Raw genomic sequence first — 16242 nt, 5'->3', positions numbered from 1 at the left:
AATATATTTACTTAATTATAACGTATAAGACATTAAAAAACAAAAAAATAAGTATATGGCAAATTATGTAAACTTTTGATAAAACGTTTTCAAATCTTGATATTTATTATAAATAATTATATAATTAGTAAGCAAGACTACACAAAGTGCTATAGGCTGATACCTATGCTCCACAAGGAGGAAGACAATGATTACAATATATACTACACCAAGTTGTTCGTCATGTCGAAAAGCGAAGAAGTGGCTTGATGATCATAAGGTAGCTTATGAAGAAAAGAACCTTTTCAATCAACGCATCACGGAAGAAGATATCGATCGCATGTTAGAAAATTCTGAAAATGGTTTTGAAGATATCATATCAACAAGATCAAAGGTATTTAAAGAACAAGATTTAGATATAGAAGATATGCGGATCAGTGAACTTAAAGCCTTTATCTTAGAAAACCCAAGTGTATTAAAACGTCCAATCATGATTGATGGACAAAAATTACAAGTAGGATATAATGATGAAGAAATAAGAGTGTTTATTCCAAAAAGACTTAGAGAGTTAATCATGTGTACAGATTGTCCAAACGATGAACATTGTGATTATCAAAGTGCTCTTAGACGCTATTTCGATGAAATTAAACAAGAACAACAAAGAAATCATTAAATGATAAAAAAAAGAGCCGCAATTAAATTGCGGCTTTTATTTTTATAATTGACTAATTAATCTTGTTTAAGACTCAATGATGATTTAACATAAGTGAAGAATGCTAAAACAAAAGTTCCTAAGTTTAATACTAGCCCTAAAACATAAACAGTTTTTACCATTGGAGCATATCTTGATACGATATATGGGTCATTGTTTAATAAACCCCAATTGTTTAGTTGGAATCCAAAGACAATACTTAAAATGACAGCTGCTGATAAAAGTAGCCCATCAACTTCAAAATACCATCCAACCCATAAAAGTGCTACTGGTATTAATAGATAATGAATAGTTGGAATTGCTAATTGTCCATAATCATTTATATTAAACCAGGCTTGTGTTCTTGCTAATATAGATATCAGTAATAAAATACTAGCAACAAGTGCTGTTATAAAATACAGTAAATTTCTTTCTTTCATTAATATCCTCCATCGCTCATTACTTTATCTTTTATTATAGTTTCATTAAGCCATTTTGTCAATGTTATATCAAAAAAAGATAGCAATTTTGCTATCTTTTACATGTAAATGCTCTTTCGCTTTTGCGTTTTGTCGGTTTTATTTCGATGTTATGCGATTTCAGGAAGTTTTCAAATATGATTTTTCCTTCATTATAGCTAGAAGCTTCATATTCAACTTCATAGTCAGTCACATTACAATAATCACATTTATCTAAGAAAATAACTCCGCCTTCATATGGTGTCGAAACACGATGATTATTTAAATTCACTTTATAAGTAACAAAAGCATCAACATCTTCGAAAAAATCTTTTGTGTTAAACCCTTTTTCGATCATTTCTAATGCTTGTTCTTTTTGTAAAAAAACATGATTTTCAAAAGCGCCTTCTTCACTTTGACTTTTTAAAGTTACTTTAAATCTAGATTCACCTTTTTGTCTGATGCGTAAAACGATCTTTTGTTGATTAAATTTGTAATCATCTGTATCAAAATAATAATTTGTTTGTGTAAAGATATTATTCTCTAAATCAAATTTTTTCAAGAGTTCAAGATACTTTTCTCTTGTAATTGCAGATTTAAATTCAATTTCAATATTTTTAACCATAGGAGCTCCTTCTTAAAAAGTTCTATACTTTATGATTGCATATTTATTATACCAAAACCACTATCTAAATTAAAGGAAAAACGTTTACATTATAAACCTTATTTCAAATAGTTTGTAATTATAAATTAAAATGGTAAAATATTAGTGAAGAATAAAACTATTCATTAGGAGGAATATAATTATGGCTATTAAAGTAGCAATTAACGGTTTCGGCCGTATCGGACGTCTTGCATATAGACTTATGGCAGATGATCCTAAATTTGATGTTGTGGCAATTAATGATTTAACAGATCCAGAAACTCTTGCTTATTTACTTAAGTATGATACAGCACAAAGAAATTTCAAGATAGATTCAATTTCTACAGATGGTGATCAATTAGTTGTAGATGGTAAAAAAATCACTATATACTCTATTAAAGATCCAAAAGAATTACCATGGAAAAAATATGGTGTTGATGTAGTATTAGAATGCACTGGATTTTTTGCAAGTAAAGAAAAAGCTTCATGGCATATTCAAGCAGGCGCTAAGAAAGTAGTAATATCTGCACCAGCTGGTAATGATGTTAAAACAATCGTTTATAATGTAAATGATGATATCTTAGATGGTAGCGAAGATGTAATTAGTGGTGCTTCATGTACAACTAACTGTTTAGCTCCAATTGCTAAAGTATTAGATGATAACTTTGGTATTGCTGGTGGTTTCATGACAACTATTCATGCATACACAGCTGATCAATCATTACAAGATCAACCACATAAAAAAGGTTTCATGTCAAGACGTGGACGTGCTGCTGCAGAAAGTGTTATTCCATCATCAACTGGTGCTGCAAAAGCAATCGGTCTAGTATTACCTCAATTAAAAGGTAAATTAGATGGTACAGCATTAAGAGTACCAACAGTTACAGGCTCAATTGTTGATTTAACTGTAGAAGTTAAAAAACATACAACACTAGAAGAAATAGATGCTGCATTTAAAGCTGCTGCAAATGAATCTCTAGCATATGTATCTGATCCAATCGTATCAAGTGATGTTATTGGAACTAGATTTGGTTCTTTATATGATGCTAACACAACACAAATCGTTAACTATGATGATCGTCAATTAGTTAAGGTTATGGCTTGGTATGATAACGAAATGAGTTATACTGCTCAACTAGTAAGAACTGTTTCAAAATTAGCTAGTTTAATTAAATAAGTAAAAAAACACACAAATATAAAGAAAATAAACGATTTAGAATGCCTAAATCGTTTATTTTTCTAAAAAATTCAGCAAAAAATAAAAAAACAAAACAAATTTATTGACAAATTTGATATTTGTTATATAATTTACGTGAATTGCTATTATCGAGCAGTTCTAAAAAAATGTAAAAGGCAAACTTAGGGAAATCTAAGGACGCAAAACTACAGGGCCTGTTAATGGTAGCCAGTTGTCATTGAAATTATTCGATTTGAATAATACATGACTTACTGATTATCAAGAGCCTTTTTATTTTATATAAAGAAGAGCACTGATAGTCAACCGTACTAACGTTGGCTTTTTTAATAGCCTGAAGAGGGAGGTATTATATGTGCTAAAAGCAAAACACATTCAAATTATTATTATCATCTTGTTGATTGTAGGACTAGCGTTTACATCAACTGCCGCAGTTGCTTATTGGAATGATGTCAATACAAATTCAAATGTAATTATTGAATTTGGCGGAGAGCAAGCAAATTTACAGATAACAGAGACTGGAACTTCGTTTACCGGCACATTAGTTCCTGAAGGACAAGCAGTCTTCCTAGGTGAAAAAGAATCAGCAACGTTCGTTTATACTGTTTCAATAGATAAAACACTGGTTAAAAGTGTGAACTTAATTGTAGAAGCTATTGAAGTCAAGATTGGTGATTCAACAGAGTATGCACATCTTGTAGATATCCAAATTAATGGATCTAAAGATATTCATACAAATGAGTTATTTAACTCAGAAGTTGTAATTACAGTTGTGATTAGATTGTTAGAACCACTTGATTTAACTGAAGTGGAAGATCCCTTACTTGCCAATGTGGATGATTCGGTAGCCGCATTCGAAGCAATTAATGGACAAGATTTAAGTTTTACATTAAGCTTTACTGTTTTACCGAAAGAATCAGAAGAATAAAATAAAAAAAAAGAAAAAATAAAAAATCGGAAAGATTAAAAGGAGAAAAAAATTATGAAACAAAGAAAATTAGTTATAGGTTTATTAGTTATGTTAGCAGTAGCAGTTAGTGGATTTACATTTGCATTTTGGGCAGGTTCAGTAACTGGAAATAATGACACAGCATCTGGAACAGTTACAATTGGTGCTGGTGATACGGTTGCTACAACAGTTACAGTTGGAGATGAAACTAGTGCAGGTGCTTTAGTACCTTTTGGACTTAGTGGTGTTAGTGCAGGGTCACCTGTAGAATATGTATTACTTACTTTTGATGTTGCTTGGGATAGTACAGATGACTTAGGTGATGGTACAGTAGGTGCACTTAGTGTTGCAATTGGCGATAGAGAAGTTAATTCTGTTGAATTTAATTCATTATTTTTAGTTTCTTACCAAATAGGTGGAGCTGCTCCTACAGTAACTACTGGAGCTTCAAGTTATTCTTTAACTGGCACAGCAGATACTGCTATTTCAGCTGACGCGGGTTCAACAGTTCCAGTATATGTACTAGTTCAAATGACTGAACCAACTACAGAAGGAATCTATGACGATGTTACAGGTCAAGATGTTGTTTTCACCGTAACATTTACAGTAACACCTTAATTAATTGTAAAAATTATTTACAATAAAAATGACTAAGCAAAAAAGCGACTTCTTATAGTCGCTTTTATAGCAAAAAATATGGAGGTGATAATATGAAAAATATACATAAAAGAATACTTTCATCATGCTTACTCATGATTCTTTTCATGTTATCATTATCTACTCAAGATACATATACCTTTTGGGCAAACTCTATTTTAGGAAGTCAAACAAACTCAAATGGTGAAGTAACCATAGGTTCATGGACATTTGGTCCATATTCACCAGATGGAATAAGTTATTATGATGAATCAACAAGTTATGCAAATGGAGATATTATTTGGTATGACGGTAATATTTGGGTAAATCATGGATATACTTCATTAAATAATATACCTTCAACAGCAAACAATTGGACTATCTACAATGATCTTAACTGGTATTCAACTGTTACCTATAGATTAGATGATCTTATTTATTACAACGATAATATCTATCTCTCTAAATGGGAACAGACCAATAATGATCCGATTACAACTGGTGTTAATGGTCCATGGGAAAATCAAGTAACGGATACTCTATCTTGGGTCACAGGTCAAGCTACAAATCTTAATGAAATTGTCTTTTTTGATGGAGCATTGTGGATTTATAAAGGTTACTATACAACATCAGAGCCAGGATCACAAAATGATTGGGCTTTAGTTGGAAATTTAACTTATTCAACAAATTATGTTTATGCAAATGGAGACTTTACCTTATATAATGGCACTTATTATACGACAACTAATGGCGGTTGGGCATCAGGATCAGTTCCAGGCACAAATGCTGCATGGACTGCATTAACAGTTCCAACATTTAATGGTAGTGTTCCAAATAATACCAAATATACATTATATAATGGCATATTTTATAAAGCGTTAGTTGCTATTAATGGGCAAAAAAGAAATATTCAACCAGGAACATTAGCATCTAAAGGTATATGGCAAGCAATCAACACACAACAGTGGCAGCAATATAACACCTATGTAAATGGTGATCTAGTTATGTATCAAACAAATGTATATGAATTAGCAAATGTTACTAATTCATCTAATATACCAGGCACAACTACAAATAGTTGGAATGGTATGGCAACAATTAATTATAATGCATTAAATGTATATCAATTAGGTGAATATACAGTTTATAATTCAAATGTATATCAAGTCGTAAATGCTACAAACGCAAACAATAATGCACCCGGAACTATAGCTAATGCATGGAATCAAATTAGTGGTTATCAATATTATTGGTTTAATGTTTATAGTGCAGGAGATATCGTTTATTATGACGATGCAGTTTATATTGCTTTAACTCAAACGACAAACCAACAACCTGATTTAGCAGGTTCAAGTTTAGCTTGGGAGTTGTATCAAAATTAAGTGTAAATCTAAAAAATATATAATAATACTTTGCCTTTACCATAAAATTATAAAATATATGATATAATAATATCGATATTTATAAGATAGGGTGGTCTGAAAATGAATAATGATAAAGTGAAATCAATAGTCAAAAATGTATCTTTTTGGTCAATGTTTGTTATATTGGGAATTATTTTGTTATTTATATTAATGGAAGCTATTATTCCAAGTCAAACATTAAATGTTTTCCAAGTGAAATCTTATATTGCAAAATATGATACGATGGAACCTACCATCAAACCGAATAATTTAGTCTTTATTAATAAAGTTAAGCCTGAGAATCTAGAAGAGGGCGATTTAATAACATTTACGGCAGATATCAATTATGATGGTGACACTGAAATGGTTACTTATTATATTGATAGTATTGCTCCAGTTGCTAATGAAGATTATTATAGAATTACTGTAATTGCTGAAGGAGCGACCGTTCCTTTTGGTGTGATAACGTCAGATCGTATTATTGGTGGATATGCATTTAAATTACCAGTTTTAGGACCAGTAATTGAATTTGTTAAATCACCTTTTGGTATTGGTGCAATTGTTATTAATATTTTAATCATTTCAGGTATTGTTATTATTGTTAAACAAGGTCAAAAACCTGAAGTTAAAAAAGTAGAAGAAACTGAAGAAGTTGAAACAGTTAAAGAGACAAAAAAGATTGAAAAAATAGAAGAACCTGTAAAAGTAGAAAAAAAAGTAGAACCAAAAGAAAAGAAACAAGAGCCAAAAGTAGTAAAAGAAGTAGAAAAGGCAAAAAAGCCTAAGAAATAGTAACAAGATATTTGGGATGTGTAAGAATTGGATAATTTTTTAACAACAGATGAAATAATTTTATCTTTGGTTCAATCCAAAGAGAAAACTATTGCAGAATATAAAAAGCTTGAAAATAAAAATAAATTTAAAATTAATAAGAAACTTATATTTTGGAGCATTGTTATTCTAGCAGTGCTTCATTTAGTGTTCATGGGTCTACCATTAGCCTTAAAAGAAAATTCTTCATCTCTTATGGGCTACGAATATGGAGTTGTTTTTAAGAAAAATCAAGATGCAACAGGGCAACTTGTAGGTAGTGTCACTAGAGTAGAATCTATTGATCCAAATGAAATAGAAGTTGGAGATGACATTTTAATATATGGATTATATGATGTTGGTGATTATTATTGGCAAGTAGAAGTCGTTGATATTGATTCTAATGCTCAAACACTTCGCGCAACATATGATGGTAATATTAAAAACACATATACATTTGATGAAATACAAGGTGAAATAGGTAATGAAGCTAATCTTGTAGGTATGTTTTATTACACAGCATCTACACCAAGAGGATTTATCATTATGATTTTCTTTCATGCTTTAATTGTATATGTTGCACATTATATTTTAATTCAAAATAAGAAAAAAGATAAAGAAAACGAGGTACTAAAAGATGGACAAGAAGCCTAATAAAACTTATCACATCATAAAAACAGTTTTATTTTATGTAGTTACTTTGTTTTTACTAGCTTATGTATCAGTAAGTCTTTTCTTACCAGATAAAGTTATTGATATTCTTGGATTTCAAGTAACTTCAATTTCCACAGCTACCGAATCTATGAGACCAAACATAGAGCCAGGTGATATTATCGTTTTAAAAAGAATATCAGAAGATGATATTGAAGAGAACGATATCATATCATTTTTCAATTATGCCAGAGGCACAGATCAAAATGGTGCAACTGTATGGGTTAAAATAAGAATCGTCCATAGAATCATTGATATTGATGATACAACTGGGGCATATATTACGCAAGGTGATAACAATACAGCAATTGATACAATTTATGATGAAAACGGGAATATCACTGATTTAACATATGATCAAGTTATTGGTGGTTATGTCTTTAGAGTTCCATTTGTTGGAACAGTTATTACAGGATTAAGAAATCCGGTTTTAATTGGACTTCTAATTGTTAATATAGGTATAGTCGTTGTTATTGTTAAACTGCTAAAGAAAAAAGATCCTGAAAATTCAGAAGAAGATCAAGAAGTTATAGAAGAAGGCGTTAAGTAATGACTTGGGATTTATTTATCGAACAAGAATCACATAAAGCATATTATAAATCATTAATGGATTTTATAAAAAGTGAAGAACTTACACATGACATTCTACCTCCAAAGGGGTATAGATTGTCATGTTTTAATTTAACACCGTACAAAGATATTAAAGTCGTTATTTTGGGTCAAGATCCATATCATAATTATCATCAAGCTCATGGACTTGCTTTTAGTGTGTTAAATGATAAGTATCCACCAAGTTTAAAAAATATTTATAAAGAGTTAATCTCTGATCTAGGAGTTTCTTATCCGAAAACAGGAAATTTAACATCATGGGCTAAACAGGGTGTATTTCTTTTAAATACTGTTTTAACTGTAAGAGCACATGAACCATTATCTCATCAGAAAAAAGGATGGGAGATATTTACTTTAGAAGCGATTAAAGAGATTAATAAAAAAAATGATGGTGTTGTTTTCATTTTATGGGGGAATCATGCAATTCGTTTTTCTAAGTATATTGATTCATCTAAGCATAAAATTATAACATCTGTTCACCCTTCACCACTATCAGCAAGACGTGGATTCTTTGGATCTAAACCTTTTTCAAAGACAAATGAATATCTTAAATCTTATGGATATGAACCAATCAATTGGGATTTAAGTTAATCCATATACATTTATCAAGTTATGTTGTATAATCAAAGTGCAGAGTAATTGGAAAGCGTTAAGTGTCTAATCATGGGATGTTGGATTAGAACGAACACTGATAGTGGCGGTTTTCTAATGCGTCCGCTGTAAGCGATTATAGTGGACCTCAAGAAATAGGAGGTCTTTTTTCATGAAGAAAAGTAAGGAATTACAAAAGCTAGTTTTAGCTTCATCTTTGGTTGCAATCTCTATTGTGATTGATGTGTTTTTTAAACAAATCTTAAGTTTTAATAATTTTGGAGTGCCATTTTATGCGATTCCAATTATTTATGGATCAATTATTCTAGGCCCTTTATATGGCTTAATTATGGGATATGTTTCTGATCTTGTAGGATTTGTTGCATTTCCTAATGGTGCTTATGCATTCATATTTGCGCTTGGTGCAATGCTTTGGGGATTTATTCCAGGATTATTTTTATATAAGAAATTTGATAAAGTTAAGTTAGTCATTGTAGTTGCAATCACACATATATTAGTGACGATCGCAAATACAATCGGCCTATTAGCATTCTTATCTGTAGAAACCGCACTTGCAAGTTTAACCATAAGATTAGCGATGATTCCAGTTAATGTTGTTATTATCACTTTATTGGTCTCAAGTCTTTATCAGAAACTACTTCCGGTATTGGTTGATATGCAAATTAAAAATTCAAATGAACTAAAGGAATCAAAAAGCATATAAACAAGCCTAAAAATAGGCTTGTTTTTTTTAATATGACACATAATCATGTATAATAGAAGTGGTGATGAAATGGTAAAAATAATTGGTGCAGGACTTGCAGGCGTAGAGGCTGCATACTATCTTGCAAATAAAGGCATAAAAGTAAAACTATATGAAATGAGACCTAAAAAAATGACCCCAGCACATCAATCGGGTCGTTTTGCAGAATTGGTTTGTTCAAACTCTTTGCGATCTAATGATATCGCTAATGCTGTTGGTTTATTGAAACGTGAGATGCAAAGCTTCAATTCACTTGTTATGCAAGCTGCATATTATGCACAAGTCCCAGCAGGCTCTAGTTTAGCTGTTGATCGAGAAATGTTTTCAACATATATTGAAGAAAAGATTAAAAATCATGAACATATAGAAGTTATATTAGATGAAGCTAAAGATATTGATATTAATCAGTATACGATTATTGCTGCAGGACCTCTTGCAAGTGATGATTTATTTGAATCTATTAGTAAATTATTAAATCAAGAGCATTTGCATTTTTTTGATGCAATTGCTCCAATTATAGATTTTGATTCAATAAATATGGATGTTGCATATTTAAAATCTAGATATGATAAAGGTGAAGCGGCTTATATTAATTGTCCGATGAATGAAGAAGAGTATGATAAATTTTATGATGCGTTAATAAATGCAGATACTGTAGAACAAAAAGATTTTGAAAAAAATGTTTTTGAAGGATGTATGCCAGCAGAAGTTATGGCATCACGAGGGAAACAAACACTTTTATTTGGACCATTAAAACCAGTAGGTCTTGGTTTAGAAGGCAAAGACAGACCTCATGCAGTTGTTCAACTTAGACAAGATGATTTTCAAAAAACGATGTATAACATAGTAGGATTTCAAACCCATTTGACATGGCCAGCACAAAAGAAAGTTATTCAGTTAATTCCTGGATTAGAAAACGCTAAAATTGTTAGATATGGAGTTATGCATAGAAATACATACATTGAAAGCCCTAAAGTTTTAAATGCTAGTTTTCAAGTTAAAGACTATCCTAAATTGTTTTTTGCAGGACAAATTTCAGGAGTAGAAGGATATGTTGAATCAGCAGCATCTGGATTAAATGCTGCAATCCAATTGGTATCACTACTTAAATATGATAAACTTTGTCCACTTCCAGTTAATACAATGATGGGTGCGATGGCACATTATATCTCATCATACAATAGATCATTTGTTCCTATGAACGCTAATTTAGGATTACTTCCTGAATTGGGATATAAACATAAGAAAAAAGAGAGAAAAATGCTTTATGCCAATAGAGCATTAAAAGAGTTAGATGAATTTAAGGAGGAAAACGCTTGGAGTATGTAGAAGATTTTTTGAATTATATGTTAATTCAAAAGCATTATTCTGAAAATACTGTAAAAGGGTATCAAAAAGATATTCTTGATTTTCATGCGTTTATCACCAAAGAAGAGCTAGCCGCAGATATGCTTGATGCAACAAGAGAAAGACTTGCAAGACATTTTATCTCGCATTTAGATGAAAAAGGATTAAGCAAAAAAACAATTTCTAGAAAGATATCTGCATTAAGAACTTTCTATGATTACTTAATAAAAAGCAATTTAATTGATGTAAATATTTTTACTTCAGTTGAAACCCCTAAAATACCTAAAAAATTACCATCAATCATCAATGATGATGAAATGGATATGCTTTTTAAATCTATAGATAAAACGACTCCATTAGGTTTTCGTAATTATTTGATGCTTGATCTACTGTTTAGCGCAGGATTAAGAGCATCTGAACTTGTTAATATGACGATTAAAGATATTAATTTAGCACAAGAACACATATTAATTCATGGAAAAGGTTCAAAAGATAGATATGTTCCACTTCATCAGCATTTAGTTGAAGATATGAAACAATATCTAACATATATAAGACCAGTATTACTGGCTAAAGGTCAAGATACTCATATTTTATATGTATTTATTAATTACAAAGGTGGGCATTTAACAGTTAGAGGACTACAACTCATCTTAAAACAAATCATAAAAAATTCAGGTGAGACATTTAAAATTCACCCACATATGTTAAGACACGCATTTGCAACTACACTTTTAAATCACGGAGCTGATTTAAGAGTTGTACAGGAATTATTAGGGCATGAACACTTAAAATCAACACAAATATACACACATGTCTCCAGTGAAACAATTAAAGAGAAATACAAAGACATGCACCCAAGGATGATAAAAAAATGAAACCATTAGGACCGATAATTATCGAAGAAGGCATCATACAAAAACCGGATAAATTAAGAACAACCGTGAGAGCGGTTATTGTTAATGATAAACATCAAATTTTAATGGTATATTCTAAGCTTTATAATGATTATACATTTCCAGGTGGTGGGTTAAAAGAAGATGAAGATAAAACAAAAGCATTAAAAAGAGAATTAAGAGAAGAACTTGGAGCAAGAAAAATATCCATTCTTAAAAACTTAGGATATATTGAAGAAATTAAATATGGACTCTTTGATCAAAGTAGTATATATTTACAAACTTCAATATATTATTTAGTAAGAATTGAATCATTAGGTAAACAAAGACTAGAGTATAGAGAAAAAGTACATGGCATTAAACCTACATGGAAAAATGTTGTAGAAGTTATAGAACATAATCAAAGTGTCATGAATGATACAAACCATACAGCATATGGATTAAAGACTGTATTGATGCGTGAACAGATTGTTCTAGAAAAAATTAAGGAGATGGATTTATGAGAAAATTTGAAATTGTACAAGCGTATAAAGACTACGATGTGCTAGCTCCTAGACGCGCAACTAAACATAGTGCAGGATATGATTTAGCAAGTGTTGAAGATATTGTTATAAAACCAGGTGAAATCAAAATGATTCCAACAGGGTTAAAAGCACTTATTCCAGATAACGAAGTATTATTCATTTATCCAAGATCATCACTAGGACTAAAAAAAGGTTTAATGATGAGTAATGGAGTTGGTGTCGTGGATGCTGACTATTATAATAACGAGAATAATGAAGGACATATTATGGTCCCTTTATATAATTTTTCAAAAGAAAATGCATCAGTCGAAAAGGGTGAACGTGTAGCTCAAGGTGTGTTTGTTGGCTTTCAAAAAACAATAGATGATGATCCAGAGCATAAGCAAAGATTAGGTGGATTTGGAAGTAGCGATAAAAAAGTAGAAAAAATTAAGCTTTAACTTGAAAAATCGATACAAATATGATATATTTAGTAAGGCTATTAAAATACACATGTATGATGTTTAACGCTCGAGTGCCTAAAAGTTTTAGGTGAGATGTTTTAAAGTCATGCAGAGGAAAAAAACAAAAATTGGAGGAATAATTTTATGGCAGTAGTTTCAATGAAACAATTATTAGAATCTGGTGTTCACTTCGGACATGCGACACGTCGCTGGAATCCTAAAATGGCACCATACATCTTTACGTCAAGAAATGGTATTTATATCATTGACTTAAAGAGAACAGCTGTAGAAATCGAAATTGCTTACAAAGCAATGTTTGATATCGTAGCAGATGGTGGTAAAGTATTATTTATTGGTACGAAAAAGCAAGCTCAAGAATCAGTAAAAGAAGAAGCAATTCGTACAGGTCAATTTTATGTTGACCAAAGATGGTTAGGTGGAACATTAACTAACTTCAAGACGATTCGTCGTCGGATTAAAAGATTACACGAACTTTATAAAATGGAAGAAGATGGTGTATTTGACAAATTACATAAAAAAGAAGTACTAACACTTAAAAATGAACGTACTAAGCTTGAAAAATTCTTAGGTGGTATCAAAGAAATGAAGAAAGTTCCAGAAGCTATCTTTATTGTTGATCCAAGAAAAGAAAGAAATGCAATCTTAGAAGCACGTAAATTAGGAATTAAAGTGTTCGGTATTGTAGATACTAACTGTGATCCTGATGATGTTGATTACATTATCCCAGCAAATGATGACGCAATCCGTGCAGTAAAACTTATTGCTTGGGTTATGGGTAATGCAATTGTTGAAGCACAAGGTGGAGCAGTTGAAAAATTTGAAGAAGAAACTGTACAAGAAGCATCTAGAAGAGATCGTGATGACTCACCTCGTCAAGGTTCAAGAAAACCTAGACCTGAATACAAACCTAGACCACGTCAAGATGCTAAACCAGCTTATAAGCCAGCAGTTAAACCAGAAGTTAAGCCTGAAGTTGTAGCTGATGCTAAACCAGAAGTTAAAGCAGAAGTTAAGCCTGTAGCTAAACCAGAAGTTAAACCTGTCAAAGAAGTTAAAGCAGAAGCAGTTAAACCTGTCAAAGAAGTTAAAACTGAAGCAGTTAAAGCTGAACCAGTTAAAGAAGATAACAACGAATCATTAGAGTCAATGACTGTTGCTCAATTGCGTTCTTTATGTAAAGATCGTGGCATTTCCGGTTATTCAACCCTTAAAAAAGCAGAACTTATTGATGTACTAAAATAATGCGATAAGGGGATAAAAATCCCCTTATTTTTTATAAAAAAAACTAAAAATATTATATATTGAAATATCAAGGAGGAATTAATTATGGCTGTAACAGCACAAATGGTAAAAGAATTAAGACAAAGAACTGGCGCTGGAATGTTAGATTGTAAAAAGGCGTTAGAAAAAAATGATGGTGACATCGAAAAATCTATAGATTTTTTAAGAGAAAAAGGTATGGCAAGCGCTGCTAAAAAAGCAGGAAGAATTGCTGCTGAAGGTTTATGTAATGTAGTTTTAGAAGGTAACCAAGCAGTAATATATGAGTTAAATTCAGAAACAGATTTTGTATCTAAAAATAAACAATTTTTAGACTTAATTGATAAAGTAGGATCAGTATTATTAGCTTCAAAAGCAACTAACACTGAAGAAGCTTTAGCTGTCTCTGCAGATGGTATGACAGTTGAAACTTTACTAATTAATGCAACTGCAACAATTGGTGAAAAATTATCTCTACGCCGTGTTTCAAGAATCGTTAAAGAAGATGCACAAGACTTTGGCGCTTACAAACATATGGGTGGTAGAATTGCAGTATTAGCAGTTTTAGAAAATCAAGATGAAGAAGTTTCTAAAGATATGGCAATGCATATTGCTGCTCAAAATCCTAAGTACTTAAACAGATCTCAAGTTGATCAAGAAACTTTAGAACATGAAAAACACATTTTAACTCAACAAGCATTATTAGAAGGAAAACCTGCTAATATCGTTGAAAAAATGGTTGTTGGACGTTTAAATAAATATTTAAAAGATATTTGTTTAGTTGACCAACCATTTGTTAAAGATCCTGACCAAACTGTTGCTCAATATTTAAAATCAAATAAAAACAACGTTTTATCTTTCGTAAGATTAGAAGTTGGAGAAGGTATTGAAAAGAAAGAAGAAGATTTCGCAGCAGAAGTAGCAGCACAAATCCGTAAATAAATAAAATAAAGGGGTGTGGCACGATGTACAAAAGAGTAATCTTAAAGATAAGTGGAGAAGCTTTAAAAGGTGATGGAACGTATGGTATACATCCAATCACTGTAAAAAACATTGCTACAGAAATTAAAGAGATTTACGAATTAGGTGTACAAATTGGAATTGTTGTCGGCGCTGGTAATCTATGGCGTGGGAAAACTGGTGAAGAACTAGGTATGGACCGCGCACAAGCAGATTACATGGGTATGCTAGGAACAATTATGAATGGACTTGCCTTACAGGATGCCTTAGAAACACTAGAAGTACCAACAAGAGTTATGACAGTTTTACCTGTTAGTGCAGTTGCTGAACCTTATATAAGAAGAAAAGCAATGAGACATTTTGAAAAAGGTAGAGTTCTTATCTTTTCTGGTGGTACTGGTTCACCATTCTTCTCAACAGATACCGCAGCAGCTCTTAGAGCTGCAGAATTAAATGCTGATATCATCTTGATGGCGAAAAATGGTATTGAAGGTGTATATGATAAAGACCCTAAAAAATTTAGTGATGCTAAAATGTATCATCATATTACACAACTTGAAGTTTTAAAACAAAAATTAGAAGTTATGGATCAAACTGCCGCATCAATGTGCGGTGAAAATAAAATAGATATTTTAGTGTTCAATATGAATAAAGCAGGTAATATGAAAAAAGCTGTTTTACAAGAAAATATTGGAACACTTGTAAAATGGGAGGAATAACTATGAATCACGAACAAGCTGATTTAGTGTTAATGGATACTGAAGAACATATGGAAAAATCTTTACATGTTTTAATAAAAGAATTCGCTCAAGTCAGAACTGGTAGAGCAAATCCTGCATTATTAGATCATGTTACAGTTGATTACTATGGGGCACCAAGTCCTATTAGACAAATATCAAATGTATCTGTTGTAGAAGGTAGTCAACTATATATCAAACCTTTTGATAAATCTCAATTAAAAACAATTGAAACAGCTATTTATGCTTCAGATTTAGGATTAAACCCAATTAACGATGGTATTGGTATCAGACTGATTTTACCTCAACCAACTGAAGAGCGTAGACGTGAATTAGTTAAAGATGTTGATAAACTTGCAGAACATGCGAAAATAAGCGTTAGAAATATTCGTCGCGACGGAAATGATCACATTAAAAAACTTGGATTACCCGAAGATGATGAAAAAGGTTATTTAGCTGATGTTCAAGAATTGACTGATACTTATGTTAAAAAAGTTGAAGAAGAACTAAAAGTTAAGACTGAGGAATTAATGAAAATATAAAGGCTTCGGCCTTTTTATTTTGACTATGTGAAAATGTTTAAAACATACCATTTATTTCATAAATGAGTTATAAT

At 31.3% G+C, this 16242-nt stretch carries 20 protein-coding genes, 1 pseudogene and 2 riboswitches; of the genes and pseudogenes, 19 read left to right on the top strand and 2 right to left on the bottom strand.

The window, feature by feature from the left end; translation table 11 throughout:
* Nucleotides 1–187 precede the first annotated feature (187 nt).
* Nucleotides 188–652 carry a Spx/MgsR family RNA polymerase-binding regulatory protein gene (locus MPAN_RS07305; RefSeq protein ID WP_176240075.1) on the top strand — a complete coding sequence of 155 codons (465 nt, stop codon included), beginning with the start codon at nt 188–190 and terminating at the stop codon, nt 650–652.
* A 56-nt stretch (nt 653–708) separates the two neighbouring features.
* Here the strand turns inward: MPAN_RS07305 and MPAN_RS07300 are convergent, their stop codons facing one another.
* Together MPAN_RS07300 and MPAN_RS07295 are read right to left on the bottom strand one after the other, a co-directional pair.
* The gene (locus tag MPAN_RS07300; protein ID WP_176240074.1) at nt 709–1110 is read right to left on the bottom strand and encodes a hypothetical protein; all 402 of its coding nucleotides are present in this window, start codon (nt 1108–1110) and stop codon (nt 709–711) included.
* Between the two features lie 91 nt (nt 1111–1201).
* A complete protein-coding gene (locus MPAN_RS07295; protein ID WP_176240073.1) occupies nt 1202–1753 on the bottom strand; it encodes a CYTH domain-containing protein in 552 nt (183 codons plus the stop codon).
* 181 nt (nt 1754–1934) lie between these two features.
* Here MPAN_RS07295 and gap point away from each other — a divergent pair, with 181 nt between their 5' ends.
* From gap to frr, 18 genes and pseudogenes are all read left to right on the top strand, one after another.
* On the top strand, nt 1935–2948 hold the full coding sequence (gap, locus tag MPAN_RS07290; RefSeq protein ID WP_176240072.1) for a type I glyceraldehyde-3-phosphate dehydrogenase: 1014 nt from the start codon (nt 1935–1937) through the stop codon (nt 2946–2948).
* 165 nt (nt 2949–3113) lie between these two features.
* A riboswitch (cyclic di-GMP riboswitch) is annotated at nt 3114–3188 on the top strand.
* A gap of 133 nt (nt 3189–3321) precedes the next feature.
* Nucleotides 3322–3894, top strand: coding sequence for a hypothetical protein (locus tag MPAN_RS07285; RefSeq protein ID WP_176240071.1), 573 nt, complete (start codon nt 3322–3324; stop codon nt 3892–3894).
* A gap of 54 nt (nt 3895–3948) precedes the next feature.
* The gene (locus tag MPAN_RS07280; protein ID WP_176240070.1) at nt 3949–4533 is read left to right on the top strand and encodes a hypothetical protein; all 585 of its coding nucleotides are present in this window, start codon (nt 3949–3951) and stop codon (nt 4531–4533) included.
* Nucleotides 4534–4625: 92 nt separating this feature from the next.
* On the top strand, nt 4626–5933 hold the full coding sequence (locus MPAN_RS07275) for a hypothetical protein (RefSeq protein WP_176240069.1): 1308 nt from the start codon (nt 4626–4628) through the stop codon (nt 5931–5933).
* A gap of 102 nt (nt 5934–6035) precedes the next feature.
* Nucleotides 6036–6746: a S24/S26 family peptidase gene (locus tag MPAN_RS07270; RefSeq protein ID WP_176240068.1), complete on the top strand. Its 711-nt coding sequence runs from the start codon at nt 6036–6038 to the stop codon at nt 6744–6746.
* A gap of 27 nt (nt 6747–6773) precedes the next feature.
* Nucleotides 6774–7418 (top strand): hypothetical protein, encoded by a 645-nt coding sequence (locus MPAN_RS07265; protein WP_176240067.1) that lies wholly within the window; start codon nt 6774–6776, stop codon nt 7416–7418.
* A complete protein-coding gene (locus tag MPAN_RS07260; protein WP_176240066.1) occupies nt 7402–8025 on the top strand; it encodes a signal peptidase I in 624 nt (207 codons plus the stop codon). Before MPAN_RS07265 ends, MPAN_RS07260 begins: the two co-directional genes overlap by 17 nt.
* On the top strand, nt 8025–8675 hold the full coding sequence (locus tag MPAN_RS07255) for a uracil-DNA glycosylase (protein WP_176240065.1): 651 nt from the start codon (nt 8025–8027) through the stop codon (nt 8673–8675). The genes MPAN_RS07260 and MPAN_RS07255 overlap by 1 nt, the downstream gene beginning before the upstream one ends.
* 38 nt (nt 8676–8713) lie before the next feature.
* Nucleotides 8714–8806: riboswitch (THF riboswitch) on the top strand.
* A 41-nt stretch (nt 8807–8847) separates the two neighbouring features.
* Entirely contained in the window at nt 8848–9399 is a 552-nt protein-coding gene (locus MPAN_RS07250; RefSeq protein ID WP_176240064.1) for a folate family ECF transporter S component, read from the top strand.
* Nucleotides 9400–9468: 69 nt separating this feature from the next.
* Nucleotides 9469–10767, top strand: coding sequence for a methylenetetrahydrofolate--tRNA-(uracil(54)-C(5))-methyltransferase (FADH(2)-oxidizing) TrmFO (trmFO, locus tag MPAN_RS07245; RefSeq protein ID WP_176240063.1), 1299 nt, complete (start codon nt 9469–9471; stop codon nt 10765–10767).
* On the top strand, nt 10755–11663 hold the full coding sequence (gene xerA, locus MPAN_RS07240) for a site-specific tyrosine recombinase/integron integrase (RefSeq protein WP_176240062.1): 909 nt from the start codon (nt 10755–10757) through the stop codon (nt 11661–11663). Before trmFO ends, xerA begins: the two co-directional genes overlap by 13 nt.
* The gene (locus tag MPAN_RS07235) at nt 11660–12184 is read left to right on the top strand and encodes an NUDIX hydrolase (protein ID WP_176240061.1); all 525 of its coding nucleotides are present in this window, start codon (nt 11660–11662) and stop codon (nt 12182–12184) included. Before xerA ends, MPAN_RS07235 begins: the two co-directional genes overlap by 4 nt.
* Nucleotides 12181–12645: a dUTP diphosphatase gene (gene dut / locus MPAN_RS07230; RefSeq protein ID WP_176240060.1), complete on the top strand. Its 465-nt coding sequence runs from the start codon at nt 12181–12183 to the stop codon at nt 12643–12645. The genes MPAN_RS07235 and dut overlap by 4 nt, the downstream gene beginning before the upstream one ends.
* Nucleotides 12646–12792: 147 nt before the next feature.
* Nucleotides 12793–13569: pseudogene (rpsB, locus tag MPAN_RS07225) on the top strand (30S ribosomal protein S2); the annotation flags it as partial.
* 246 nt (nt 13570–13815) lie between these two features.
* Entirely contained in the window at nt 13816–13911 is a 96-nt protein-coding gene (locus MPAN_RS07220; protein ID WP_231756828.1) for a Rho termination factor N-terminal domain-containing protein, read from the top strand.
* Between the two features lie 81 nt (nt 13912–13992).
* Nucleotides 13993–14871 (top strand): translation elongation factor Ts, encoded by an 879-nt coding sequence (tsf, locus tag MPAN_RS07215; protein ID WP_176240079.1) that lies wholly within the window; start codon nt 13993–13995, stop codon nt 14869–14871.
* Between the two features lie 23 nt (nt 14872–14894).
* Entirely contained in the window at nt 14895–15608 is a 714-nt protein-coding gene (gene pyrH, locus MPAN_RS07210) for a UMP kinase (protein WP_176240058.1), read from the top strand.
* A 2-nt stretch (nt 15609–15610) separates the two neighbouring features.
* The gene (frr, locus tag MPAN_RS07205; RefSeq protein WP_176240057.1) at nt 15611–16168 is read left to right on the top strand and encodes a ribosome recycling factor; all 558 of its coding nucleotides are present in this window, start codon (nt 15611–15613) and stop codon (nt 16166–16168) included.
* The last annotated feature ends 74 nt before the right edge of the window (nt 16169–16242 follow it).

Origin of the sequence: Mariniplasma anaerobium (assembly GCF_016865445.1) — a bacterium.
GTDB classification, from domain to species: Bacteria; Bacillota_I; Bacilli_A; order Acholeplasmatales; family Acholeplasmataceae; genus Mariniplasma; species Mariniplasma anaerobium.
Note: the sequence above shows the minus strand (reverse complement) of the source record. Positions and strands in the feature narration are given on the sequence as shown.

Excerpts from the sequence above, each read along its gene's own strand:
- MPAN_RS07280 (WP_176240070.1), top strand. The coding sequence starts at position 3,949 with ATGAAACAAAGAAAATTAGTTATAGGTTTATTAGTTATGTTAGCAGTA.
- MPAN_RS07270 (WP_176240068.1), top strand. The coding sequence starts at position 6,036 with ATGAATAATGATAAAGTGAAATCAATAGTCAAAAATGTATCTTTTTGG.
- MPAN_RS07275 (WP_176240069.1), top strand. The coding sequence starts at position 4,626 with ATGAAAAATATACATAAAAGAATACTTTCATCATGCTTACTCATGATT.
- MPAN_RS07305 (WP_176240075.1), top strand. The coding sequence starts at position 188 with ATGATTACAATATATACTACACCAAGTTGTTCGTCATGTCGAAAAGCG.
- gap (WP_176240072.1), top strand. The coding sequence starts at position 1,935 with ATGGCTATTAAAGTAGCAATTAACGGTTTCGGCCGTATCGGACGTCTT.
- MPAN_RS07250 (WP_176240064.1), top strand. The coding sequence starts at position 8,848 with ATGAAGAAAAGTAAGGAATTACAAAAGCTAGTTTTAGCTTCATCTTTG.
- MPAN_RS07295 (WP_176240073.1), bottom strand. The coding sequence starts at position 1,753 with ATGGTTAAAAATATTGAAATTGAATTTAAATCTGCAATTACAAGAGAA.
- frr (WP_176240057.1), top strand. The coding sequence starts at position 15,611 with ATGAATCACGAACAAGCTGATTTAGTGTTAATGGATACTGAAGAACAT.
- dut (WP_176240060.1), top strand. The coding sequence starts at position 12,181 with ATGAGAAAATTTGAAATTGTACAAGCGTATAAAGACTACGATGTGCTA.
- MPAN_RS07235 (WP_176240061.1), top strand. The coding sequence starts at position 11,660 with ATGAAACCATTAGGACCGATAATTATCGAAGAAGGCATCATACAAAAA.
- trmFO (WP_176240063.1), top strand. The coding sequence starts at position 9,469 with ATGGTAAAAATAATTGGTGCAGGACTTGCAGGCGTAGAGGCTGCATAC.
- MPAN_RS07300 (WP_176240074.1), bottom strand. The coding sequence starts at position 1,110 with ATGAAAGAAAGAAATTTACTGTATTTTATAACAGCACTTGTTGCTAGT.
- MPAN_RS07220 (WP_231756828.1), top strand. The coding sequence starts at position 13,816 with ATGACTGTTGCTCAATTGCGTTCTTTATGTAAAGATCGTGGCATTTCC.
- MPAN_RS07255 (WP_176240065.1), top strand. The coding sequence starts at position 8,025 with ATGACTTGGGATTTATTTATCGAACAAGAATCACATAAAGCATATTAT.
- pyrH (WP_176240058.1), top strand. The coding sequence starts at position 14,895 with ATGTACAAAAGAGTAATCTTAAAGATAAGTGGAGAAGCTTTAAAAGGT.
- MPAN_RS07260 (WP_176240066.1), top strand. The coding sequence starts at position 7,402 with ATGGACAAGAAGCCTAATAAAACTTATCACATCATAAAAACAGTTTTA.